Source organism: Pelolinea submarina (genome assembly GCF_003966975.1).
Lineage (GTDB): Bacteria > Chloroflexota > Anaerolineae > Anaerolineales > Anaerolineaceae > Pelolinea > Pelolinea submarina.
The window spans coordinates 2868057-2893497 of the sequence record NZ_AP018437.1 but is presented as its reverse complement, the minus strand read 5'-3'; the positions used below and the strand labels follow the sequence as shown (position 1 = coordinate 2893497).

Below are 25441 nucleotides of genomic sequence, written 5' to 3'. Positions count from 1 at the left end.
AAGGAGATACAAGGATGAAGAGATCGGCTTGGCGTTATTTATGGACTTCAGTTGATATCCGGAAAAAGATACTGATTACTATCGGTATCTTGATTCTGTATCGCTTCGCGGCGAACATTCCGGTACCGGGTATCAATCGTGATGTCATTGCCAGCATATTCCAGCAACAGAGCCCGGCCAGCAGTTTGTTGGGCGTCTTCGATATGCTTTCCGGTGGTACCCTTTCCAATTTCTCAATTTTGGCAATGGGTGTCTACCCCTACATTACAGCCCAAATTATTATCCAATTGTTGGTTCCCATTATTCCTTCTTTGCAGCGCCGTATGGAAGAAAATCCCAAAGAGGGCCGCAAACTAATGGAAAAATGGACAGTCTTGCTGACCATCCCCATGGGTACTTTGTCAGCTTTAGGCCAGATTCAATTGTTCAATCAATTGACCTCAAGCGGATCAATTCTGAACTATACCTTTGGTCTTTCCAACGGCAATGCAATCCCTACCCTGACAACTGTAGTCAGTATGGTCGGCGGTACGATGTTGGGCATCTGGTTGGGTGAGCTGATTTCGGAATACGGTATTCCCAATCAGGGTCTTTCCTTGATTATCTTTGCTGGTATCGTCTCACGTATTCCAAGCAACTTATACAGCATTATCATTTCAGGACAGAGTGTTGTTTTGCTCTTGATTCTGATGGCGGTTATCCTCGCGTTGACCATTTTTGTCATTATCTACGTACAACAGGGACGCCGCAATGTTCCGGTACTGTTCCCTGGACGTAGAGTTGGCAATCGCATGTCCATGCCTGTGAAATCAAACCTGCCTCTGATGATCAACCTGGCCGGAATGATCCCGTTGATTTTTGCGCAGACTATTTTGTCTTTGCCGGGTATTATTGCGCAGTTCTTTATTAACTCAAATACCACCTGGTTGGCAAACATGGCTGCCTGGATGCAGAATACGTTTAACTCCGGCAGCGTCTGGTATGTTGTGATTTATTTCATCTTTGTAATGTTGCTGACATTCTTCTACACTGAGGTTTTGTTCGAGCAACAAAACTATGGTGAAAATCTGAAACGGCAGGGTGCGCAAATTCCTGGTGTGGTTCGTGGCATCGCGACTCAGAATTATCTGAATCGGGTACAACGCCGTATCACATTGGTAGGCGCACTTTTCCTGGCAGTGGTGGCAACCATTCCATATGTATTTGGTTTGATTCTGCCCGCCAATATTGGTAAATCAATTTTCCTGGTTTCAGCCTCAGGCTTGATCATCGTTGTAGGTGTCGTTCGCGATACTTTCAACATCATTGAAACTGAGATGAAGCTGCATGGTTATGATGAAAAGTTGATCAAAGGTTAGGAATCTTATAAAAATGGCACGTTTTCACGTTTTGTTAGGGCCTCCGGGAGCTGGGAAAGGTACTCAAGCAGCGATTGTTGCTGAGAAATGTGGCATCCCTCACATTTCATCTGGAAATATCTTTCGCGAGAACCTGGATAAGAATACCGAACTGGGTATTAAAGCAAAGGCTTACATGGAAAAAGGCGAATTGGTGCCGGATGAGATTACCATTGGCATGGTTGAAGATCGTCTGCTAAAAGCCGATTGCAAAAATGGTGCGCTGTTGGATGGTTTTCCCCGCACCCCTGCGCAAGCCCAAGCTTTGGATGAGTTCCTGACAGAAAATGACGGTGCCATCGCTTCCGTACCTTTTATCAATGTACCGGCTGATGAATTAATCGAACGTTTGAGCAGCCGTTGGGTCTGTAAGGCAGAAGGTCATACCTATAACACAAAGTTCAGCCCGCCGAAAAAAGCCGGCATCTGCGACTTGGACGGCTCCGAGCTTTATCAACGTAATGACGATAAGCGCGAAACAGTTGAACAACGCATTCGGGTCTATTCAGAACAAACCGCACCGCTGATTGATTTCTACCAAAAAAAGGGTTTGCTGGTTGAAATCAATGGGGCAAGGCCGATTGATGAAGTGACCTTGGAAGTATTAAAAGTAGTCGCTTGTGGCTCTGATGGGCATTAGACGAGACAGGATAAATTAGTTATAATAAAAATTTTGCGGCTGCAGTTATATGAAGATAGGAGAATTTTGAAATGAAAGTATCACCATCAATCCGCAAACGATGCGCTAAATGCAAGATTGTGAAACGTAAAGGAATCCTTTATGTTATTTGTGAAAATCCGAAACATAAACAGAGACAGGGATAAGAAATATGGCAAGAATTGAAGGTGTTGACTTACCGCGTAACAAACGCATCGAGATCGGGTTAACCTATATTTATGGTATTGGACCTACTCGTGCGAAGGAAATCCTCGCGGCGACCAGTGTAAGCCCTGATATTCGGGTAAATGATCTCACGGAAACTGAAGTCAGTTCATTGCGTGAGTACATTTCCAAGAATTTCAAGGTGGAAGGCGACCTGCGCCGTGATGTTCAGATGAACATCAAGCGTTTGGTTGAAATTGGTTGCTATCGCGGATTACGGCACCGCCGTAGCTTACCGGTCCATGGACAGCGCACACGCACGAATTCGCGCACTCGTAAGGGACCAAAACGCACGGTTGCCGGGCGCGGACGCCGCCGTGGCGCAACAAAGAAATAAGCCTGAATTATTCATATTCAGGTTGAAAATAGAGGAATTATGGCACAAAGTTCAAAATCAACTAAACGTACTACGACAACCAAAAAGACCAAGCGCAATGTATCCGCAGCTCAGGTTCATATTTTTGCGTCGTTCAACAATACGATTATCACGGTAACCGATCAACAAGGCAACACCATTGCCTGGACCAGTTCAGGATCCGTAGGGTTTAAGGGTTCCCGCAAGAGTACTCCTTTTGCGGCTCGCTTAGCGGCTGAAGAAGTCATCAAGAACGCAGCTTCGATGGGAGTTTCCGAAATTGATGTTTTCATCAAAGGACCCGGCCCTGGTCGCGAATCTGCCATTCGCGCTATCCAGTCCAAAGGTTTGAAGATCAGATCAATCACAGACGTTACACCGGTCCCGCACAATGGTTGCCGGCCGCCCAAGAAACGCCGCGTATAAAGAGCAGGAGATACTATAAATGGCAAGATATATTGAACCAGTTTGCAAGTTATGCCGAAGAGAAGGCGAAAAACTATTCTTAAAAGGCGAACGTTGCTATACTTCAAAGTGTGCTTTTGAGCGCCGCAGCTATGGACCCGGACAGCATGGCCAGGCAGGCCAGGGCAGGAACCGCCGTATGTCGGATTATTCCCGCCAATTGCGCGCCAAACAGAAAGCACGCAGCATTTATGGCGTTTTGGAGAAACAATTCCGTCGCTATTACAGCATCGCTATCAAAACCCGTGGTATCACCGGTTTGATTATGCTTCAAATCCTGGAAGCCCGTTTGGATAATGTCGTCTATCGCATGGGCTTTGCCGCTAACCGCGCGCAAGCTCGTCAGATGGTCAACCATGGTCATTTCATTGTAAATGGCCGCAAGACCGACATTCCTTCCATGGTTATGAAAGCTGGCGATACCATCCAGGTACGTGAAGAATCCAAGAAAAATGGCCTCTTCAAGGACCTTGCAGAACAAGCCGAGAAAACCAACTGCGCGTTATGGTTGGAACGTGACCTGAAAACATTGAGCGGCCGTGTCTTAAGAATGCCGGAGCGTGGAGAAATTGACGGTAATCTCAACGAGCAATTAATTGTTGAGTATTATTCAAGATAATCCGGTAAATTGTTATATGTTGTTGATAACAGGAAGAGAGGATGACTGTGGCTCAGAGTAGTATGGTTGCACCAACACTTGAACGGGAAGCTGAAGCCCGCAATTATGCAAAGTTCGTGATCAGCCCCCTTGAGCGGGGATATGGTGTCACTTTGGGCAATTCAATGCGCAGAGTGCTGCTTTCCTCATTGGAGGGCGCTGCAGTTACATCCATGCGGATCTCGGATACGTTGCATGAGTTCAGTGATATCCCAGGCGTTCGTGAGGATGTCTTGCAGGTTATGCTTCAGGTAAAGCAGCTCAGAATTAAAATGCACGAAGGAGAAGTTTCTCATATGCATTTGGATGTCAGCGGTGAAGGTGTTGTTACCGCGGCTGACATTCAGACGACTGCTGAAATTGAAATTGTCAACCCCGAACTATATCTGTTTACGGTAGACGATCCCAAAACACAGCTTTCTATTGACTTTACAGTTGAACGCGGTCGCGGATATATTCCTTCGGATGAACGCATTGGCGAACTGCCAATTGGCGAACTTCCTGTGGATGCCATCTTCAGTCCGGTAAAACGTGTCAATTTTGACGTGGGCAATGCGCGCGTGGGTCAAAGCACCAATTACGACCGGCTCGAGCTTGAAATCTGGACCGATGGAACCACCACGCCTGAGAAGGCATTGGCTCAATCGGGAAAAATCCTGATCGAACAGTTCCGTCTCATCGCCGGCGTCAAAGAAGAAATGCTCGAGATCGTTGAGGAAAAAGAAGAAACAACCAATCAGATCAGCAGCGAAACAGCTGATATGCCGATTGAGAATTTAGACCTTTCTGTACGTGTCTTTAACTCATTGAAGCGTACCGGCGTTACCACTGTAGGTGATGTGATTGAATTGCTGGACAAGGGCGAAGAAGCCGTAATGTCCATCAGGAATTTTGGTGAGAAGAGCCTGGATGAGCTGCGTCAGAAGATGCAGGAGAAGGGCTTTATGAAAGAAGAAAACGACGAAAGTGAAGTGGAGTAAGGTACTATGCGTCATCACGTTTCAGGTTATCAGTTAAGCCGAAATAAAGATCAAAGAATTGCCCTGCGGCGGACTTTGATTAAACAATTATTCGAGCATAATCGCATTCAAACTACACAGGCCAAAGCTAAGGCTATTCGTGGTGATGCGGAAAAGTTGATTACATTGGCCAAGAACAGCGCTAAAGGCAGTGATATTGACAAAGTCAATGCACGCCGGCTTGCTGCTTCTTCTCTTAACGATGCCACAATTGTCAAGAAACTGTTTGACGATGTTGCGCCGCGTTTCGAGAATCGCAGCGGCGGTTACACCCGCATGATCAAGTTGGGCCAGCGCACCGGCGATTCGGCCGATATGGTTATATTGGAATTAGTAGAAGATTAAATTCAGCCGGTATTCCGGTTGGAAATGGCACTTTACCAAATTACGATAGCATACGACGGCACTGATTTCTGCGGATTTCAGAGGCAGGCAGCTGCGCGTACCGTTCAGAATGAAATAGAGACGGCTCTCCGCCGATTAGGTTGGAATGAACGTTCAATTCTATCGGCGGGCCGGACAGATAGCGGTGTGCATGCCTCCGGCCAGGTAGTAAGTTTCAATCTGGATTGGGGGCACTCCCAGCAAAAATTACTGGATGCGTTGAACGATTTACTGCCCAATGACATTGGCGTGAAGGACCTTTCGTTAGCCCCGGAAGGATTCCATCCACGATATGATGCCAGGGCGCGACGCTACCGCTACCAGATTTATTTCAATCAGGTCAGCGACCCGCTAATTGAAAGGTATTACTGGCGAGTTTGGCCTGAATTGGATGGAAAAGTTCTGAAAAAAGGCGCTGAACTCTTCCTGGGAAAACATGATTTTCGTGCTTTCGGAAGGCCGCCCAATGAAAAATCAACCAGCTTGCGCACCATCAATGCGCTCAACTGGGAGTTTTCTGAAGACGGTAGTCAGGCAGCCATGACCATCGTGGCACAGGCTTTCTTGTATCACATGGTTCGTCGTATTGTTTTCGTTTTGGTCCGGGCAGGGCAGGGCCGGATCAGCCTTTCAGATGTGGAAGGCAGTATAGAAAGACAATTGGATTTACCCGCGGGGATAGCGCCCGCCAAGGGATTAATTTTAGAAGAAATAATATATCAATAAAATTGGAGTACGGATTGTGGAAAAGACATATGTAATAAAAGGACAACCTGAAACGAACTGGGTTTTGATTGATGCAAAAGATCAAACCTTAGGTCGCTTGGCAACCAAAATTGCTGCAACTTTGATGGGAAAACACAAACCCGACTTCACCCCTGGCGTTACCATGGGCGACTCGGTTATTGTGATTAATGCCAGCGCGGTTAAAGCAAATTCCACCCGCGTGAAGGAAAAAATCTATTACCGCCATTCAAATTATCCCGGTGGTTTAAAAGCTGTTAGCTATCCCGATCAACTTGCTAATCATCCAGATCGCATTATCAAGAGCGCGGTAAAAGGCATGCTGCCTCATAACCGTTACGGTCGCAAGTTAATGGGCCAGTTGAGAGTATTTGCCGGGTCAGAACACCCGCATAAGGGTCAGACCCACAAGAAGATTGATTAAGTGAAAGAAGTTAGGAGATAACGAAATATGTCGGGACAATATTATGAAGGCGTTGGCCGCCGTAAAGAGAGTACCGCTCGTGTGCGTATCATGCAGGGAGATGGTAAATTTATCGTCAATGATAAATCGTTGAATGATTACTTTACCCGCTTGGGTGACGCAGAAGCCATTATGGCTCCTTTTGGGGCTGTTGGCGAGAATCAGGTTCAATATGACGTGACTGTTTTGGTCAATGGCGGCGGTGTTACCGGCCAGACCACGGCAGTACAGCTCGGTTTGGCGCGCGCTTTCACAAAGATGAACCCGGATTATGTAACCCTGTTGCGCCGTGAAAACCTGCTTACCCGCGACCCCCGTGTCAAGGAACGCAAGAAGCCAGGTCTCAAGCGTGCTCGTAAGGCACCTACCTATACAAAGCGTTAGTCCTTCGTCTTTTTCAGAAACAACTATCTACTACCCACTTAATCCAATTGAGTGGGTAGTATAATTTTTCGGCATATTGAACCTCAGGGAAAATCATGAATATTACTGCTTTTAACCAGGCTTTACTGAAATTGGACCTTGCGGATGAATTGGATTCCATCCAGTTGTTGGAAGGGGAAAGCTTGCAAGGCAAGCATACCCTTCTCCATAATTCGGATTCAGCCGCCTTGTATCATTTCAGTGACCTGACCAGCTATTTGGACTTGGTATGTGCCTGGATTGATAAATACTACGCAGAGTCGATTCTCACGCTTCTGGATGGCTCTGGAGTGGCATTAAAGGCACAGGAATTCAGCGGAAAGAAATGCCGGAATGTATTAAAGAATAGAAAAGAATGCTTCATCTATTTTCCGCCAAAACTTGAACAGACTTCTCTGATTGCTTTTCGTGAACTGATTGCCCATTTGCGTGCGCCGGAAGGTTGCCCGTGGGACCGCGAACAGACCCATCAATCCCTCAAATCCAATTTATTGGAAGAAACTTACGAAGTCCTGGATGCGATTGAGGGGGGTGATCCGGCGGATTTACAGGAGGAACTGGGCGATTTGCTGCTGCAAATCGTTCTGCATGCCCAAATCTCGACTGAAACGGATGAATTTTCTCTGGATGATGTACTTCAAGGAATTAATGAAAAAATCACTTTCCGCCATCCGCACGTCTTTACGGATTTGGATGTGAATGGGGTCGATGATGTTCTCCATAATTGGGAGGTTTTAAAATCCAAAGAACGTGAGAATAATCATAAAAAGAAAGACAGTATTTTGGAATCCATCCCGAGAGCACTGCCTTCATTATTATTAGCTCAAAATTATCAAACCCGTGCCGCCCGCGTGGGTTTCGATTGGCCTGATATCGAACCGGTATTGGATAAAGTGGTTGAGGAAGTGGGCGAATTGCGCGACGCAGATTCCAAAGAACAACAGGAAGCGGAATTGGGCGATCTGTTGTTCGCGCTGGTCAATGTCAGCCGTTGGTACGGGTTCAATGCTGAGGATGCCTTACGCAAGATGACCATGCGCTTTTACAATCGCTTTCAATATATCGAAGAGGAAGCCATACGCTCCGGTCGTAAGATTACTGATTTATCCCTGGAAGAAATGGACCGTTTCTGGGAATTGGCTAAACAAAATGAATGGGACAAAAACCAGGATGAGGCTTGATAATTAAGGACTGTTTGTCCATCTTAGCTAAATAATTATCCGTATGAACAACAAGAATGAAAGAAAAGAGCCGATGTCGGTTATCAGGATTGCCCTGACTGTCATTTCCATCCTTTTAATCGTCTGGTCGTTTTGGCCGCCTGCCAATACCCGCCAAACCCTGGCTGTCAATCCTGAACTTATTGAAAGTGCCGGCTTACCGGATTGTGCGCCTCTCAGCCGGTTGCTGGATTATGAATTCGAATTGGTCACACCGCGCGCGTTGTGGAAAACCCAAAGCAGCACGATTTTGATGACCATGAGCCGGGTTTCTGCTGATGCGGATGAAGCGGATGACATGCTAATCAGTTCCGATGAGATGTGCAGTCTGGCGTTGGAAACCCGTTTATCAATGACTAACGTTCACAGTGAACCGGGTGATACCATCATCCAGCCTTTTGTGGGCGCCGATACACAGTCATTTGTGTTTACGGTTTCTCCGCTGGCATCCGGAACAGTCTCCGGAAAGCTGTGGGTATACGCGGATATTCGGGATATCGCAACCGGTGAAGGCCAAAGCCTGCCCTTGTTTACCATTCCCCTGGATTTGCCGGTTTGGACCATCTTGGGCCAACCACCGGTCCTGGTGCGTTATGTGAGCTTGCTGGTCTTGTTGATCCTGCTGGCTTTTTACCTGCGCCGCCGATTACTGGCGGAGCAATAATATACCTGGTTGGTCATTACGTAGTCGTATTTACCCGTGCTCAACCTTGCAGTAGAATAAAAACCAATACGGTTGTTGTGAAATCACTTCAGGAGCGCAATTTTGGTAAAGCTAAATACATTGTTGCGGCAAGTTCCCAATATCCAGAATGAGGATATCCCATCGCTGGAAATCACCGGCATCAGTTTTGATTCCCGCCAGGTGCGGCCCGGCAATATTTTCATCGCTCTGGAAGGCGGCAGTTTTGATGGCCACGCCTATATTCCTCAGGCAGTGGAGGGCGGGGCCGTGGCGGTTATTGGCCGTAAACCGCTGGATTTGCACGGCGTTCCTTATTTTCAGGTACCGAATCCGCGCGAAACCCTGGCTTATGTTTCCGCGGCTTTTTACGATTTCCCTGCGCGTCAGATGACCGTGATTGGCGTGACCGGTACGGATGGCAAAACCACCACAGTCAACCTGCTCTATAATATGCTGCTGGCTGCCGGTCTGCCGGCCGGTATGATCTCCACAGTCAACGCCGTTATCGGCAATGAGGAGATTGACACTGGCTTTCACGTGACCACGCCTGAAGCCCCGACCATTCAACGCCTGCTGCGCAAGATGGTAGACAGCGGTATCACTCATGTAGTGCTCGAAACCACTTCCCACGGCCTGGCACAGCACCGCGCTACTGCTTGCGACTTTGACATCGCTGTTATTACCAACATTACCCATGAACATCTCGATTATCACGGGGATTATGGCGCTTACCTTCAGGCAAAAGCACGCCTCCTGACCGGTTTGGTGGATACCCCGAAAAAGAACGGCCGTTCTTACGAAGTAGCAGTACTGAATCGCGATGATATGTCCTATGCTCCTTTGACGGCTATTCTCGATGATCCACGCTATGCTCAAATCAAGCGCGTTACTTACGGTACAACACCTGACTGTGATTTATATGGCCGCGACCTGGCGACCGATACAAACGGTATTAGTTTCACATTGGAAACGCAACGACAAACACAGACCGTCACATCCAGTTTAATGGGCGCCTATAACATGCACAATATCATGGCGGCCGCTGCAGCCGCTTCGCTGGGCTTGGGGCTGGATCTAGCGCTGGCATTGCAGGGCGTTAATCGCCTGGCGGGTGTGCCTGGCCGTATGGAAAAGATCGACCTGGGGCAGGATTTCCTGGCCATTGTTGATTTTGCCCATACCCCCAACGCGCTCAAGGTGGCTTTAGAGACCGCCAACCGCATGAAAGGGCAGGGGCGTGTCATTGCTGTGTTTGGTTCGGCCGGCCTGCGTGACCGGGAGAAACGCCGTATGATGGCGGCCACTTCCCTTGCGCTGGCGGATATCACCATCCTGACTGCCGAAGACCCGCGCACTGAAAGCCTGGAGGAAATTCTGGCTGAAATGGCGGATGAGGCGGTAAAGAGCGGCGGGGTGGAAGAGAAGACCTTCTTGCGCGTACCTGATCGCGGAGAAGCCATTCGAAAAGCTGTTCGTCTGGCACAGCCTGGAGATATTGTCATAGCATGCGGTAAAGGCCACGAGCAGTCCATGTGCTTCGGCCAGACCGAATATCCCTGGGATGACCGCACTGCCATGCGCGCGGCTCTGTCCGAGCACCTCGGCCTTCCCGGCCCCGCCATGCCCTACTTGCCCACCCAAGATAGATAACCTGTGTTCATCTATGGTTAAAAAGACAAGTCCGTAGCGCAGGCATTCACCTGCACTTGAGAAGTGTGCCTGCGATTTAAAAGGTGAATAAAAAGGTCAGGCATTCCTGCCTGACCTACAAAGCCCAAGCAGACATTATCTGTGTTCATCCAAAAAATCGAATCATTACTGGGGAGACTATCCTAAAAAAATGGTTTTACCAACATTATTATCTGAGTTCATCCGTGGTTAAAAAAGAGTTGCTTGTAGCGCAGGCATTCGCCTGCACTTGCGAAGTGTGCCTGCGATTGAAAAAGTGAAAAAAACGTCAAACTAGAAAGTCTGACCTACAAAAACCAAACAGAGATTATCTGTGTTCATCCAAAAAAACTATCCATCATTGGGTAAATCATCCCGGAAAATTGTTTAACCAAAATAAAAACCTGTGTTTATCTGTGGTTAAAAAGACAAGCCCGTAGCGCAGGCATTCGCCTGCACTTGAGAAGTGTGCCTGCGATTGAAAAAGTGAATACAAACGTCAGACTGGAAAGTCTGACCTACAAAAACCAAACAGAGATTATCTGTGTTCATCCAAAAAAACTATCCATCATTGGGTAAATCATCCCGGAAAATTGTTTAACCAAAATAAAAATCCGTGTTCATCTGTGGTTAAACAAAAGCGACCCCTGATTTTCATCAAAGGGTCGCTCTTCATTTCTAATGCTACGAAAAACTAATGGCGGTCACGATTGCCGCTGTAACCACCGCGATTTCCACCGCTGCGTCCGCCACGGTTGCCGCCTGAACGACCACCACGGTCACCGGAGGATTTGCGGTTAGCATTATCATGCTCCTGCGCTTCCTCGACTGTCCAGCCTTCCAATACAGCTTGGCGGGACAAGCGGATCTTGCCGGCGCCATCGATGTTGGTGATCATTACGGTCAGGTCGTCGCCAACCTGTGCCACATCTTCCACCTTTTCCACACGCTCGGTATCGAGTTGGGAAATGTGCACCATACCATCAGTGCCGGGCATGATTTCAACAAAAGCGCCGAAATCGGCCACGCGCACCACTTTGCCGGTGTAAATACGGCCCAGAACAGGGCTTTCGGTCAACGCCATGATACGGTCACGGGCCTCGTCCTCGTCCTTCTTGTCGACAGCTGCGATAAAGACGGTACCGTCTTCGCCGATGTCAATATGAGTGTTGGTTTCTTCCTGCAAAGCGCGAATCATTTTACCGCCGGGTCCAATCACCGCGCCGATTTTCTCAACCGGGATCTGGACGGTAACGATACGCGGCACGAAGCTTTTCAGTTCAGACCGCGGAGCGGGAATGGCTTCAATGATCTTGCTCAGGATGTACAAGCGTGCTTCCTTGGCTTGGGCCAGCGCTTCGGACATGATCTGCGGGGTGATGCCCTTGATCTTGATGTCCATTTGCAGGGCGGTGATGCCCACTTCGGTGCCGGCGACTTTGAAGTCCATATCACCCAGGTGATCTTCAAGGCCCTGAATATCGGTCAGGATCTTGTAGTTTTCGCCTTCTTTGATCAGGCCCATGGCAATGCCGGCAACGGGGGCTTTGATCGGCACACCCGTGTCCATCAGCGCTAATGTGGAGCCGCAGATGGAAGCTTGTGAAGTGGAGCCGTTGGATGACAGCACTTCGGAAACCAGGCGCATGGTGTAGGGGAACTCTTTCTCATCAGGCAGCACAGCCACCAGGGCGCGTTCTGCCAGTGCGCCGTGTCCGACCTCACGCCGTGAACGGCGCGGGCGGCCGACTTCGCCAACGGAGAAATCGGGGAAGTTGTAATGATGGATATACCGCTTGGTGTCGTTCGGGCCAAGGTTGTCCAGCTCCTGTGCTTCCTTAGGCGTACCCAGGGTTGCCAGGGTCAACACCTGCGTTTCACCGCGGGTGAACAAGCCGGAGCCATGCGCGCGCGGGCTGGTGCCCACTTCGCACCAAATACGGCGGATGTCGCTGGTGCCGCGTCCGTCCGGGCGCAGACCTTTTTCCATGATGCGGTCGCGCACCACTTTTTTGTATGCTTCTTCGAAGGCTTCCTTGACTGCTTTGACCAGGCTTTCATCTTCACCGGCCAGCGAGACAACGGTTTCCTCTTCCAGCGCGTGGATGCCTTCATCCAGCTCAGCTTTCAGATGGGGTTTGTCCAGCAGGGCGGTGATACCGTCCTTGACGCTGCCATAAACCTTTTCAAACAGGTTCTGGTCAGGTTGTTTGATTTCAACTACGCGTTTGGCTTTGCCGACTTCGGCTGCCATTTTTTCCTGCACGTCCACCAACGGTTGGATGGCTTCGTGTGCCAGGGTGATGGCAGCGATCATATCGTCTTCGCTGGTCTCGTCCGAGCCGGATTCAACCATCAGGATGGCGTCGCGGGTGCCCGCTACGCGCAGATCCAGGTTGGAGACAGCCAACTGTTCGAAGGTGGGGTTGATGACGAATTCGCCGTCAACGCGGCCGATACGAACAGCGCCTACCGGGCCGGCCCAGGGGATATCGGATATGGTCAATGCGGCCGAGGCGGCATTAACGACCATGATATCGATCATGTTCTCGAAATCAGCAGAGATGGGGAAAGACATGATTTGTACTTCATTGCGCATGTTCTGGTCGAACAGCGGGCGCAGCGGGCGATCGGTCAGGCGTGCGGTCAGCACTGCCTCGTCGTCCGGCCGGCCTTCGCGTCGGAAGAATGAACCCGGGATGCGGCCGCCGGCGTACAGGCGCTCTTCATATTCCACGCTCAGCGGGAAGAAGTCGATGCCTTCGCGGGTGTTATTTGACATAACGGCTGAAGCGAAAATGACAGAATCGCCCACGCGAATTGTCACAGCGCCGTTAGATTGACCGGCAAGCTTGCCAGTCTCGAATGTGATGGTCTGATTACCCACCACGGTGGTAAATTGTTTTCCTTGTGGTTCCATAAACCCTCGTTTCTATTTCCCCGGAAGGTTAGGGACTGAGAACTGGGAAAAACAGGTTGTTCACACTTCTCAATTCCCAACCAGGGGGATTGATTAATTATTTAACAAGCTGATGGCAGAAAGACCATCAGCTTGTTATCCATGAAATTACTTTGTCCTCAGGTTCAGCTTGGTTGCAACGGCCTGGTACCGAGGCAAGCTCTTCTTGCGCAGGTAAGCTAACAATCGCCTGCGTTGGCCGACCAATTTGAGCAGGCCGCGCCGTGAAGATTCATCGTGCTTGTGAATTTTCAGGTGCTCAGTCAACTGCAGAATGCGTTTGGTGAGCATCGCGATTTGGACCTCGGGCGAGCCGGTGTCGGTATCGTGAACCTTATATTCGCCGATGATGGTTTCTTTTTCTTCTTTTGTTAAAGACATGACAATGCTTTCTCCTTTATTGTTTTTCTTAGCAAGTCTCCTCACCCAAAGCTCGCGCCTCGAGAGGGACTAGTCAGGCTGATAATTATACCATCGAAGCGAACTGTAAGAACAGTGAGCGAAGATGCTGCGATTCAGCGGGCTACAGGCCCGCATGAAGTCGCAGCATGAAGCAAAATTAAGAACAGTGAGCGGAGATGCCCCACCGATAGCGGCGTCCAGCCGCATGATGGTGGGGTAGAGAAGCGACTGAGCGAAGATGCTGCGATTCAGCGAGCTACTCGCAGGCTTTCACAGGAGTGAAAGCCGGAGATGCCGATTCTTGGATTGTTTCTTTTGTTCCAAGAATCGGTAAAGCCCGCATGACGGTGGGGTAGAGAAGCGAACTGTAAGAACAGTGAGCGGAGATGCCCCATCGATAGCGGCATCTCGTAGGCTTCCATGTGAATGAAAGCCGGAGATGCCGATTCATTGATCGCCTCCAGTGATCAATGAATCGGCAAAGCCGCATAACGGTGGGGTAGAGAAGCAACCGAGCGAAGATGCTGCGATCACAGGCCTGCATGAAGTCGCAGGGCGAAGCGGTGGCTGTCGAAGTGAATGTGGGGTTGAAGGAGGGAGGGGTATCCCCCGTTATATAATTACCAAAACGAAAGGCACAGCTTATGATCCTCTATACCATCGGCTTCCAGGGCGCCAGTTTGCCCGACTTCCTTCATACCCTTGACCGCCACGGCGTGGACCTGCTGGTTGACGTGCGCGACAACGCTAACAGCCGCAGGCGGGAATTCTCCAAGACCGCCCTACGCAATGCCCTGGCGGAGGTCGGCGTCGGCTACGTGCACTACCGCGCCCTTGGCACCCCCAGCGCCATTCGCAAGGCCTACACTGCCAACCCTGACTGGGACTGGCTGGAGCGGCAGTACCTGGCCGGCATCCAGGCCCAGCCCGACCTACTGCGCGAACTGATGGAGCAGATCTACCAGCACACCTGCTGCCTGCTGTGCTACGAGGCTGACCCGGCCGAATGCCACCGCAGCATCCTGGCCGGCTACCTGCACGACCAGCTCGATCCGGAGATCGAAGTAAGGCATTTGATGGTAAATCAGGTCAAGTAGGGATTGGTTTTGGACAGAAGTTGACACTTTTGTAAAACGAATCCGTTATTAAGTGCGCATAGGCGTATCCCACGATAATCCCCCCTGGATATTGGATTTTGAAATGAATTAATTGACGATGAATCCAGTATGATGGAATATCGTGGGGTATTGTATTTAAACAACATGAGCGAATAGGGGGAATGGAGGGATGAAAGGGAAAAACAGCCAAACAACATGGACGAGAAAACATTGACGCAAAAGCAGGAAAAGGCATTGGAACTGGTGGTGAGGGGGTGCAGCGATGTGGAGGTGGCACGCAGGTTAGGGGTATCGCGGCAGGTGATCAACACCTGGCGGAACCATGACACGGGTTTCCAGTACGAACTGGAGGTACGGCGGCAGGCGGTGCGGGAAAAGCACCAGGACAAGATGAACGAGTTGGTGGAGAAATCACTGGAGGTAGTGGGGCAGGCGCTGAGCGAGGGGGACGAGAAGACGCGGCTGCAAACGGCTATGTTTGTACTGCGCATATCGGGACTACAGGCGAGCATGGGGCGGGCGAAACGGGGCAGCCGGGCGGAGATAGAAAAGGAGCTGGTGGAGAATACGTTGTTTCAGGTGGTGCAAGAGATGGGGTGGGTGGAGTAAATAATTAGAGGTTCCTTATATATGGACGAAATACTTTTTCTAAATTAATCATTGAATCAATCATTTGGTCTTGTAATGCATCCCAATGACCCAGGCTTGTTATTCCATAAGTTGTTATTAAAAATCGAATACGGCTTGATCTTTTTTCAGGGAGTAATTGCCAATCTAAAGGATTGCCGAAATCTTTATCTATCGTTTCTCTATTTTTATAGAAAATATTAAATATTTCTTTATTCCACTTTTTATCGCCATTATCAATATATAATTCTACTTGAGCATCATTTTCTCGTACGTAGTAGCTTAAATTCAGGCCACTTTTTCCAGCGCCAGTACTAATCCAGCTTTGTTTGTTGGGTGTTATATTGGCATGAAGATTTGTTCTCTCCTTTGCTTTTCCTAACAATTGTTGCCAAAATTTATAATTCTGGACTTGCCTTTCTGTGGATTTTCCCTTACCCGCTTTCTCTTGCATATTTCGATTGTTACGCACCCCGTTGTTTTTATTTTCACTACTCGTTTTGATATTTGCGAAAATTTGTTGGATTGAAAAAAAACCATCTAGTTTTTCATTATTTATGATTTCGTCAAAATCTGGCCAAAAATTTACCTGTTTGATTTCTTGGTTTTCAAAGGTTACGATTCTTAACTTTAATCCGTCTGTTAGTATTCCCCAAGTAATTTGATAAAAATACGCCGCAAAAAAAATGTATGAGTCCCAGGGTAAACCAGGAACAATTTCATCGAAACTCTCTTCAGGTTGGATATAACCAACAATCGCTTTGGGTAAATGATTTGCCCCCATGATATTTAACGTAATTAAACGAGGATTTTTTTCTGTAGTGGAAAATCCGAGAATATGAAAGATTTCTGTAACATAATCCTTCCAGGAGGAAGAATTCGGTTGTTGAAAATCACGATATTGCTTAATTGTCTTTAGAATATTTTCTATATCATCAGGAGATTCATTAAATTTATTACTCATAGATTTTTCTTCCAATCGATTTGTTGAATTATGTGTTGGTCGGAAGTAAGTATTTTGATTTCGTAACGCCCAATTTCCATTTTCCAGTTTTCTAAAATAATCTTTTCCCTTAAAATAATTTGAATCTGAGGAGAAATCACCTAACCGATGCCTAATTATATTTTTCCAATTAGTTGGAAATGGTTCTCTCCGGATCCTTTTAACTTCTTCACAGATGTCCGAGGCTGATGCAACTCCACCTAAATTCCGCAATGCTTGGATGATATCTGTAAGCCATGGTGTCTTTACTTCATTGCTGCTATTAATTTCAATTATTGATGGAGTTGAATAGGTTTCGGATATCAAATATTTATGTTCTCTAAGCGCCCAGACTCCATTTCCCATCTTCTTGAATAGGTCAATTCCTTGAAAATGAGCGGAATCGGAAGAATACGCTTGAATCCTCTCTTGCATTGATTCGATTGCGTTTTTTGGTAAGGGCTCTTGACGAATCCTTCTAATCTCTTCAAGGATTTCCTTACGATGAGCTTGTCCGCCCAGGTTCTCTAGTGCTTGTATAATGTCTTCTACCCAAGTTGCCAAATCTACCCCCTTAGCTTTTTTGAAAGATTATTTGAGTTTCTCGGCATTTTCGTTTTGCTTGATCTACTGTACTCAATTCATATTTTGATTCAGGTTTTTGGAATATATCTAGTCCTCTTCCTGGATAAATAGTCCATCCATTATCTAGCTTGATACTTCTGTCGTGTATGTTTGGATCGAATCGATAGACGAAATTGATGTTGTGCTTCTGAAGGTTATGGTAAATTTCTTTGAACTTCATCGTCATATCTTGTTCCTGATAAATATCTTCTGCAGAGGTGACCAAGATGAGATCCACATTCCCTGATTCAATATTTATAATTTCCACAAAAGAAAGGAAATTACGGATCTGATATTCCAGCCGAATAAATGGATCAACCACATAAATCTTCTTTGCACCTTTAAGGTATGGTCCAAATAGGTTTTCGTAACTATACCCTTTTTCACCTTCACGGATATTAATAGTTTTAGCGGTTAACTCATTGATATTTTCCTTTACCTTAGTTTCTTCTTCAACTTCAGCAGTTGGAGCCTCAATAGCACCAAAATACTGTAAAACCTCAGCTTCTTCTTCATCTTGAGGAGAAATCGACTCGGACACAGATTGGGCACCAGGGGGAGAGGGCATCATATCTGGATCTGCGTAACTAACAAGCCTGTGCCCTTGCTGAAAATCATCGGGGATTTTCGATGAAAAGGTGACAGGAATATATTCTCGATCTAGCTTGCACAACTCATCTCTCACTCGCTGACGTAATTCCAAGGCCGGGTTTGCACAATATAAGTAAAATTCTTCTTCGGAAGGATCTTGATCCGGGAAAAGGATTTTCAATAATCCAGTTGCCCCCGCTTCGACCGCCTTACTGTCGCGCATATCGTCACAGTTTTGCAGTTCCATATTTGTTTTTACGTAATCACGATAACTAATATCACTGCGGAGGGAATGAAGTATTTCACCGAAGATATCGCCCTTAAGGCCGATCGTCTTGGAAGGAGTATCTTTGCCAATTCTCGGTAAATCCCATCCGGGTAGCAGTCCTGAGAACCTGTCAATAAAGGCAGTTTCGCGCAGGAAATTCGGGAAGACACGAAACAAACCCACCTGCTCATTCAATGGTCTTTTGTTTTGGTCAAGATCGATGTTCGCCAACATAACTAAGCCAGCTTCTGCATTGATGGAACTTGCACTTCCACGAGCGAAACGACCGGCTTCAAGATAGGACTTGAGTAGTGCGGTAAGTTCACCGGAGGTATCTGCTTTGACCTTTTGAGCTTCATCGATCACAACGCTGTCATATCGAGTGATTAAACCAGGAGTCTTTCGTGAATCATTAAAAAATAACACTGCAGGTGAAATTGCTCCTGAGCGTACAGCAACATACCGGGACATGTTTTCAAAAACGAAACTCTTGCCCGTTCCTTTTGGCGCCAGTTCCACCAGGTTATAACGAGGCTCAACCATCGGGATAAGCCGGCAAACTAGTAAGATTTTTTGCCTCTCACTGTAGAGCTTGTAATTAAAACCCATCGATGAGATTAGAAAATCAATCCATTCCTGTGTGCTGAAGCTCTTTCGACATTCACGGAAATACTCTAGATCCATGTTCGCCAGCTGAAAAGGACGGAATTCGCGCATCCATATTTGTCCGCGCGGGTTATCGTCATTTTTTGGAACGTAGTAAAGCTTTCCTACTCCCCATAAACCGCTGCTTAAAAGCATTTCGTTGTCTTGCACAATTTGAGGTACTGTAAAAGCGGTATTCTCATCTAAGAATGGGATATTGAGGTATCGGTCGCCCTTTTCCAGATTAACGTATACCGAAAAATTGTCCAGAAATTGGACCTCCATTTGTTCAAAGAGCTGGTTCTTGATCGTTTCTTTTTGACTTTTATCGGGCACATACTTCTGTACAAAACCAGCAATTTTCTGGCGAGCAGCTTCCGTTAATTCAGTACTATTATCCAGGTAATGAGAGATAATCCATTCCCGCACGTACGTAGGGATTGCCCGGCTGCCAAAACCGGCTTTATGTACAAAAGACTTGTTGATTACAATTTCGCTAAAAACGTCTAATGCCTTTTGTTCAAATGTTTCCATCTCTCACTCCTTAGACAAGTTCTTCACTATTGTTGGTGAAGGCTTGATGTCAATCGTCAAATACACTTGTACTTTTCTCTTCAACCATCTTTTTCATGGTGATCTTGGGTAGCACATCAAAGGTGCGTTGCTCACCGTGTGCATGGTACCGGATCCGGATGTGCAGGTTGCTCTGCTCTTCAAGGATACTGGTCACTTTGAAACGCGCTTTGATCTGGATAGCCATATTTTTCTTGCCATTCAATAAAGCTATCCGAATGGGTTCGCTTTCCACATTTCCATTCAATAGGCTGACCTGAATTTGATCCACGGCTGAATCATTGGGGTTGCCAATTTCCAATTCGACCGTTTCCATGCGGTAACGGAATTCATTCTTCTTGAGAAGAACCGTTAAATCCTGGGTCGCGATGGTGGCTGGTTCAAAAACCAGATATGGAACAATGATTTCTTCGGGGAGGAGCCCACCGTGTACGTAAAAACCCTTATCGGTGGGTAGAAATCGGTTACTCCGTCTGGCGCACAAAACGTTTTCCGGATTCATAAAATCATTGGCAGGTAGGAAAAAGCAATCCAATCTCAAGTTATCTGCCAGCCCCGAAAAGCGTTCGCTGCTTACGGTCACATATCGATGAGAACGGGCTTCGAAACCATTTGTTTTGAAGAAGGCTAGATCCAGATCATTCTGCACGGAGGCAGGAATACGGGTAGAGCCATGATCAGAGACAACATGAATGCGAATGTTTTCCTGTAAACCATGTTTTTCAATAAAAAAGATCGTATTCTCCACCAGTTTTTCCAGCAAGTGATAAATATGATCCCAGTGAGACATGCCGATTTCATCTGCGGATTTGTGTAGGGCTTTATCTATCGCCAGGTAATTAACCACATAGGAAGCTGCGTCGATGGTTTCGATCGTGCTCAAGCTGCCGATATCGCTAATGTAGCGAAAAGCATTATCTTTAAAATATGGCACCCACCCCTTTTCAATCATGCCTTTGTAGGTCTTATCATCAATCGCCTGATACCCCACCGCTCCAGCTAGCAAACATTTTTTGGAAATTTCAGTTTCGCTAGGGAGCATCGCAAGATAAGGCTCAGCACCGGTCAGGAAGTAACCTCGTTCCTGGAACATATCGCGCAGCATTTCGGAGAATGTCCAACCAAGGTTATCAATCACCAAAACCAGGTTAACAACACCATCGCGTTTCAGATCTATTGCTTTATTGGGGAGAATGTTGAAGACCATGCGTTTCGAATTGGCGTGGATGTTATTCCAGTTTTTCATCAGCCACTCCGAAAAACGGTCACCAATGGCAAAAAGATCAGAGTCAAATTGTTCTTGACGATTACACCAGGATTGGTAGGGTAGGTAGGACTCGGTTGCCCAAGAAAGCATGGTGTCCACATCCCAGTAAAGATCTGGAGTTTTGGGCTTAAGTGGACGGATCATCCCGCGCAAGGTCGCAATTTTCCGATTTAAACGGCGGGACGGATCGCTGAACTTTTCCTCTATTTGATCTATCAGCTCCGGTGTGATCCAATCGGAATGGTCTCGCAAGTGTTTTTCGATAGTTTCAAATTCCACCGACAACAGCCCGCTCGTTCGATCAAGAAGTGTAACCAGGTCATCCGAATTCTGTGGCTGTTGGTTATTGAGAAAATATGTCACTTGAAGAATCGTTTCGGGAATCTTGGACTCCTCAATCTTAAGGTCTTCCAACTGCATTTTGAGGGTTCTAAAGACGTCAAAGACTTCTCCCAACACGGCTTCGCCAATTGACGGGTAACTGCGCAACACGCGGAACCGCATAAGTTGAAGCATTAAGGCATTCGGGTCTGCTGCAAACATTTCCACCAACAGGCGTTGTTCATTCGACCTGGCCTTGCTTTTCCATTCCTCTAAACGGGAGTGAAGTGTTCGCGCGAGCAAAGGAATTCCTAGGTTGGCTTTCCATTTCTGAGGGTCTACAGACTCTAACAAGGAGGATAATTGAGTGAAGGGAAAAGTCATCGAAGTTAAAATGGGGGCGTAAAAATGAGCCAGGAGAGTGTCTTCAAAGGTAAAGCCAGGTTGAGGATGGATATCGATTACAAGCAGGTCTGCCAGGATGATCTCCTCATTGGTCACGCTAGCCGGGATCTCCAGCTCCCAACGCTGGGCTAACACACCACGAGCGTCTACTATCTCAAATACGAAAACTCCCTGCGGGAAGCGGGTGGACATATTCTTCAACCATTGAATGACCACCGGTTGCGATATGACCAAGGTATACGCCTGATGGTTCTCGAATGCTTGTTGGATTTCTTTCACCCTGTGGGGAAATTCTGCGATGAAATTCATCTGATCCACAGCAATGCCAAACCCTAATTTATTCGGATCCTGCACAATCTTAATCATAATTCCTCAACCTGGATTCTGTCGTGCAAGCTGCTGGGAATTCACATGAGTTTGCATATTTGCTCTCACAGTTTTAATAAATTCTTCTTGCGTGTGTCTTGAGGCAAGCTCAAATAGCTGTCTTCCTATGCTATCCCACTGTCCATGGTGCGCTTTTTGAGCTTGATAACTGGCAAAACGATTAAAAATAAAAACTAGTATTTCATCCCACAGCAGTTGCACCGCGGTGTGAATGATTGCGTTATTTTTTCTCTCGCCCACAGCGAATAATCTCACCCGGTAGATGTCATTCTGATAAATACCTTCTTGATAGAGCGCCTGAGCGACCTCATATACCTGCTGTTGATCAAACGCGCCAACAGCATACAAGACGCGCTGCATGTTTTCATCCTCAGGATTTGTCCAGGGTCCGTTCAAGTGGCATTGGCCGTGTTTGACTTCCGCGAATAAGATGTCAATTCTTCCATCAGAAGTGAACACAGGATGGTCCAGCATAGGTTCTCCCGAAGTCAACAGCTCCGCACGGTGCGGGAACCTTACTGCTAGCACATCCACATCTGTATGTTGAGAACCACGCCGGTCAGGATGAATTATAAAATTAGTGATTGTGGCGCATCCGTTCAAACGAAAGAACCAGTATGCAATTATTTCAGGATTCATAGTTTTACGCCCCATTTTGTTTATCGATCATCCGTTCTGAATCTCAGATCATAAGTCTTCACAAAATTCAACTCCTCATCAGTAAAGCCATATATTTCCCCTAGAAGATCATCGCCATTATCAAAAAGCGGTTTCGTAAATCTTGCGCGGTATTGAAAATACCTGGTAGGTCCATTAGCCTTATTGTAAGTAACCATTTCCCCATTTTTTTCAAGATCCGTAACCACCTTATCGTAGAGTTCAATAATTGTCTGCTTGTAGTTAATAAGCTTTGTTAGATCAATGGGGAAGCGTTTAAAATCCCGATTCGTGAAATCAAAACAATTGGAATACACTGTCCAATACCAATAGAACAATGATGAGGAAAAAACTAAAATCGCTCCCTCAATGAGGATATCTTCTCGTAAGGTTAATTCTTTTGTTTTAGAATTCTTTACTTGCTGACCATTTACTTCGAAGAATGGAAGAGATCTAAATGCCAGCATGTAATTATAGCCAGTCCCTTTGTAGTAAAGTTTGTTCTGGCTTTTCTTGCTTTTGTCCTGAAATGTAAAATAATTACACTTCACTCTAAGCATTTTTCTTAGAATAGAAACCTCAATTTGTGAACCAACCTTTGGAATAATACTTTCGATGATTAGGTCCTCTGGAATTTCTGAAGTTTTGATTAATGGGATGAAGATTTTCCTTTCAGCATTAAAAAACTTTGTAAAATCACTTGAGAATATCCTCATTTTCGGTTCATGATTATTCAGCTTTATGAATGTAATTGATAACCTAAGGTTTAGGTCATCAAATAAAGTTCCTGGATGTGCCGAAGAATCGATATTTACAAATTTTGCTGTGCCACGGAATTTCCTAATGAAATCCCTAGTGGATTTCATTCTCTCAGAAGTAATTATTGAAATAGGAATGATGAAGCCTAAATTTCCATTTGTGTCATTTATCAGTCTCAATCCTTTTTCAACGAAGTAGTTATAGAGATTTCTTCCCTTGTACGTAAAAAACGAATAATCTATAAAACTGTCTCCAAATACATCTACATATGGGGGATTACCAATAACACAATCGAAACCTTTTTGAGTTAACAACACCATTGGAAATTCAAGCTCCCAATGGAAGAAAATTTCTTCTCTTTGGAGTTTAAACGCCAAATGAAAATTTTTATTTTTTACTAACAAGGTGTAATTATTTTCATCAATCCCATCAGAACTAAAGAATAATCTTGTATGTACATTACAGATAGCTTTATACCCCGATAACGCTTGTTCAATTTGATCGAGCCAGGCTTTCTTTTCCTCTACTTCGTAGCGTGCGGTAGAGCCGTGAGAGGCGATCAATTGAGATTTTGAAATAGCTTCTTCCACTGCTAATCGGAAATCCGGATCTCTTTCAAATAAAGAAAGTTGGCGAGCGCCTTTTTTTGCCGTTGAGAAAGGATAGTTCCCAATATCATCAAGCCTTGCCCCTATCAAACTATTGCCGCATTTCAGATGATGTTTCAGGAAAGAAAGGGGTTGATTTTTTGCCATGGAAAGAATCCACAGTGAAAGTTTTGAAAGTTCTACTGCCAATGGATTAATATCCACTCCATAAATACAGTTTTCCACTACCCAACGTCGCCAATAACCCGTGCCACTTTCTAAATCACCCTTTATACCGAGTTCGTTAAGAGTTTCGGTGACGAAGTTAGAGACAAGATTTGTAGCGTTGACTAAAAAATGACCACTTCCCATGGCAGGATCGAGAACCGAAATAGACAATACTTCTTCACGAACGAAGGAAAGAGCGTTTTCCTCCAGAAGGACCGTCAGTGTATGGCGCTCGTCATCATCCACTGCTCTTTGATAAGCCTGCAGCGTGGGTTGTTGTTCTGCCAGGAAATAGATCTTCTTTTCTTTGAGTTTCTCTCCAACAGTATTACAAACGATGTAATTAACCACATCTTCTGGAGTGAAATAAGAACCGAATAATTTCCGTTCACTGGGATCGCCAGCGAAATAAACTTCACCAGCTCTGATAAAATGGCCCAGAACAAGTTTTCCCCCCTTTGAAGCCGGAATAAATTGGATTTTTCCTTTTGCGACTTTCACTTCTGTGTCTTCCGCCGCAATAAAAAGCTTATGCTCCAGCAAGCCTTCGTACAACGTGCCTAGGTGGCGCACGCTCATATCGCGGTAGCTGAGCGGTTTTTCCTGGCCGTTCCTTTCATGGTATGTGGTCAAATTGAAGATGACATTTACCAGGTACGAGTCACTAATCCGGGTGTCAGAAAGAAAGCGCGTAAACTCGCTTTCCTGTGGGCTAAACAAGCCGCCGTTGTATGTCTGATCGATATCAACGAAGATTCGTTCCAGGCTGTCCCAAATTTGATAATCAGATGTAATTAAATTGTCGCCATCATGACGAGCGCGGCATTCGCCTTCCACCTTCGCTAATAACTCGTGGTTTTTGTCACTCAGTAATCTACGTGCATCTGCATAAAACAGAAAGAGCAGCCGAAACATGTACAACATCGCACCATGATAGATCTTTTTGCGAAGACCTTCATCATCTAGATCACCTTCCTTTCGTTGGCGCAATTCTTCTACATAACCCATACACAGATCTGAAAGTACACCTTTGCCACCTTCTTCCCGTTGTTTGAGAGCATTGGTAAGTTCTTTCTCAATGTAATCTATCTTGTCCTGGGATTCTTTCTTGAAGCGGTCAAATTGACATTTGCCATCTTCATGAATCGAGAAATTCTCCGCCTTCATAAATTTATGGAAAATCTGATACGCCTCTTTGGCTTTTTCTATTAAGATAGCTTCTAAATCGATTTCAAGGTACGTTTCGTAAGGTGTGGGTTCGTCCTGATGATAAATGCGCCACTGCTTGCCATTGGTCAGTAGCCCCCATTGAAGATTGTTCTCGCGCAGCGCCCGGATGATTTTCTCAGCCCAATTACGTCCAATGGTCGTATTATCCAGGTTTTCTTCTGGAAGGATCACATAGCACAATGAAATAGGTGTTTCCTTGCCAACGCTTCCCATCGAGAACAAGTATGTCAAATGATCATTCTTCGATTGGGCGAAAAATCCCAACGCTGAAAGCACCTCGTGGACGTAGGATTCTTGCCAGGCTTTCAAATTATGGATGTCGGCATATTCCCTGTATTCACCCAAGACTTTCAAAGAGGCTAAGACATCTGCATTCTCAGCCTGGCGAGTGATTTCTTCGAGGTAGATTTCAGAGAAGAGAATTTCGTTGTGATAATATGTTGGCAT

Annotated in this window: 23 protein-coding genes; 16 read left to right on the top strand and 7 right to left on the bottom strand. The window is 46.4% G+C overall.

The features are described 5' to 3' along the window. Window positions 1–14: 14 nt before the first annotated feature. From secY to Pelsub_RS12670, 14 genes are all read left to right on the top strand, one after another. Window positions 15–1358: a preprotein translocase subunit SecY gene (gene secY, locus Pelsub_RS12735; RefSeq protein WP_116223366.1), complete on the top strand. Its 1344-nt coding sequence runs from the start codon at window positions 15–17 to the stop codon at window positions 1356–1358. A 13-nt stretch (window positions 1359–1371) separates the two neighbouring features. Then, complete coding sequence (locus tag Pelsub_RS12730; protein WP_116223367.1) at window positions 1372–2037, top strand: adenylate kinase; 666 nt, start codon at window positions 1372–1374, stop codon at window positions 2035–2037. A gap of 71 nt (window positions 2038–2108) precedes the next feature. After that, the gene (gene rpmJ / locus Pelsub_RS12725; RefSeq protein ID WP_116223368.1) at window positions 2109–2222 is read left to right on the top strand and encodes a 50S ribosomal protein L36; all 114 of its coding nucleotides are present in this window, start codon (window positions 2109–2111) and stop codon (window positions 2220–2222) included. A 5-nt stretch (window positions 2223–2227) separates the two neighbouring features. Beyond that, window positions 2228–2617 carry a 30S ribosomal protein S13 gene (gene rpsM / locus Pelsub_RS12720; RefSeq protein WP_116223369.1) on the top strand — a complete coding sequence of 130 codons (390 nt, stop codon included), beginning with the start codon at window positions 2228–2230 and terminating at the stop codon, window positions 2615–2617. A 39-nt stretch (window positions 2618–2656) separates the two neighbouring features. Further along, window positions 2657–3061, top strand: a complete 405-nt coding sequence (gene rpsK / locus Pelsub_RS12715) for a 30S ribosomal protein S11 (RefSeq protein WP_116223370.1) — start codon at window positions 2657–2659, stop codon at window positions 3059–3061. A 19-nt stretch (window positions 3062–3080) separates the two neighbouring features. Beyond that, a complete protein-coding gene (gene rpsD / locus Pelsub_RS12710) occupies window positions 3081–3719 on the top strand; it encodes a 30S ribosomal protein S4 (RefSeq protein ID WP_116223371.1) in 639 nt (212 codons plus the stop codon). A gap of 41 nt (window positions 3720–3760) precedes the next feature. Continuing rightward, a complete protein-coding gene (locus Pelsub_RS12705; RefSeq protein WP_116223372.1) occupies window positions 3761–4738 on the top strand; it encodes a DNA-directed RNA polymerase subunit alpha in 978 nt (325 codons plus the stop codon). Window positions 4739–4744: 6 nt separating this feature from the next. Then, entirely contained in the window at window positions 4745–5122 is a 378-nt protein-coding gene (gene rplQ / locus Pelsub_RS12700; RefSeq protein WP_116223373.1) for a 50S ribosomal protein L17, read from the top strand. 24 nt (window positions 5123–5146) lie between these two features. Next, window positions 5147–5887: a tRNA pseudouridine(38-40) synthase TruA gene (gene truA / locus Pelsub_RS12695; RefSeq protein WP_126440545.1), complete on the top strand. Its 741-nt coding sequence runs from the start codon at window positions 5147–5149 to the stop codon at window positions 5885–5887. 16 nt (window positions 5888–5903) lie between these two features. Continuing rightward, window positions 5904–6329: a 50S ribosomal protein L13 gene (gene rplM, locus Pelsub_RS12690; protein ID WP_198418357.1), complete on the top strand. Its 426-nt coding sequence runs from the start codon at window positions 5904–5906 to the stop codon at window positions 6327–6329. Between the two features lie 27 nt (window positions 6330–6356). Beyond that, window positions 6357–6752, top strand: a complete 396-nt coding sequence (rpsI, locus tag Pelsub_RS12685) for a 30S ribosomal protein S9 (protein ID WP_116223376.1) — start codon at window positions 6357–6359, stop codon at window positions 6750–6752. A 95-nt stretch (window positions 6753–6847) separates the two neighbouring features. Continuing rightward, on the top strand, window positions 6848–7972 hold the full coding sequence (gene mazG, locus Pelsub_RS12680; protein ID WP_116223377.1) for a nucleoside triphosphate pyrophosphohydrolase: 1125 nt from the start codon (window positions 6848–6850) through the stop codon (window positions 7970–7972). A 43-nt stretch (window positions 7973–8015) separates the two neighbouring features. Next, window positions 8016–8675: a hypothetical protein gene (locus Pelsub_RS12675; RefSeq protein WP_126440543.1), complete on the top strand. Its 660-nt coding sequence runs from the start codon at window positions 8016–8018 to the stop codon at window positions 8673–8675. Window positions 8676–8777: 102 nt separating this feature from the next. Then, window positions 8778–10346: a UDP-N-acetylmuramoyl-L-alanyl-D-glutamate--2,6-diaminopimelate ligase gene (locus Pelsub_RS12670; protein WP_158675109.1), complete on the top strand. Its 1569-nt coding sequence runs from the start codon at window positions 8778–8780 to the stop codon at window positions 10344–10346. Window positions 10347–11058: 712 nt separating this feature from the next. Here Pelsub_RS12670 and Pelsub_RS12665 read toward each other — a convergent pair. Both Pelsub_RS12665 and rpsO read right to left on the bottom strand, forming a co-directional pair. Then, the gene (locus tag Pelsub_RS12665) at window positions 11059–13284 is read right to left on the bottom strand and encodes a polyribonucleotide nucleotidyltransferase (RefSeq protein ID WP_116223380.1); all 2226 of its coding nucleotides are present in this window, start codon (window positions 13282–13284) and stop codon (window positions 11059–11061) included. A gap of 147 nt (window positions 13285–13431) precedes the next feature. Then, the gene (gene rpsO / locus Pelsub_RS12660; protein ID WP_116223381.1) at window positions 13432–13704 is read right to left on the bottom strand and encodes a 30S ribosomal protein S15; all 273 of its coding nucleotides are present in this window, start codon (window positions 13702–13704) and stop codon (window positions 13432–13434) included. 665 nt (window positions 13705–14369) lie between these two features. Between rpsO and Pelsub_RS12655 the strand changes: the two genes are divergently transcribed. Continuing rightward, window positions 14370–14822 (top strand): DUF488 domain-containing protein, encoded by a 453-nt coding sequence (locus tag Pelsub_RS12655; protein WP_116223382.1) that lies wholly within the window; start codon window positions 14370–14372, stop codon window positions 14820–14822. A 216-nt stretch (window positions 14823–15038) separates the two neighbouring features. Then, window positions 15039–15452 carry a hypothetical protein gene (locus Pelsub_RS12650; RefSeq protein ID WP_116223383.1) on the top strand — a complete coding sequence of 138 codons (414 nt, stop codon included), beginning with the start codon at window positions 15039–15041 and terminating at the stop codon, window positions 15450–15452. A gap of 4 nt (window positions 15453–15456) precedes the next feature. Here the strand turns inward: Pelsub_RS12650 and Pelsub_RS12645 are convergent, their stop codons facing one another. From Pelsub_RS12645 to Pelsub_RS12625, 5 genes are read right to left on the bottom strand one after another with little or no spacing between them, the layout of a single operon-like run. After that, complete coding sequence (locus tag Pelsub_RS12645; protein ID WP_116223384.1) at window positions 15457–17016, bottom strand: DUF4268 domain-containing protein; 1560 nt, start codon at window positions 17014–17016, stop codon at window positions 15457–15459. Between the two features lie 10 nt (window positions 17017–17026). Next, a complete protein-coding gene (gene brxL / locus Pelsub_RS12640; protein WP_116223385.1) occupies window positions 17027–19114 on the bottom strand; it encodes a BREX system Lon protease-like protein BrxL in 2088 nt (695 codons plus the stop codon). Between the two features lie 49 nt (window positions 19115–19163). Further along, window positions 19164–21512 (bottom strand): PglZ domain-containing protein, encoded by a 2349-nt coding sequence (locus Pelsub_RS12635; RefSeq protein WP_116223386.1) that lies wholly within the window; start codon window positions 21510–21512, stop codon window positions 19164–19166. Between the two features lie 6 nt (window positions 21513–21518). Beyond that, a complete protein-coding gene (locus tag Pelsub_RS12630) occupies window positions 21519–22172 on the bottom strand; it encodes a hypothetical protein (RefSeq protein WP_126440541.1) in 654 nt (217 codons plus the stop codon). Between the two features lie 20 nt (window positions 22173–22192). Beyond that, entirely contained in the window at window positions 22193–25441 is a 3249-nt protein-coding gene (locus tag Pelsub_RS12625) for an Eco57I restriction-modification methylase domain-containing protein (RefSeq protein ID WP_116223388.1), read from the bottom strand.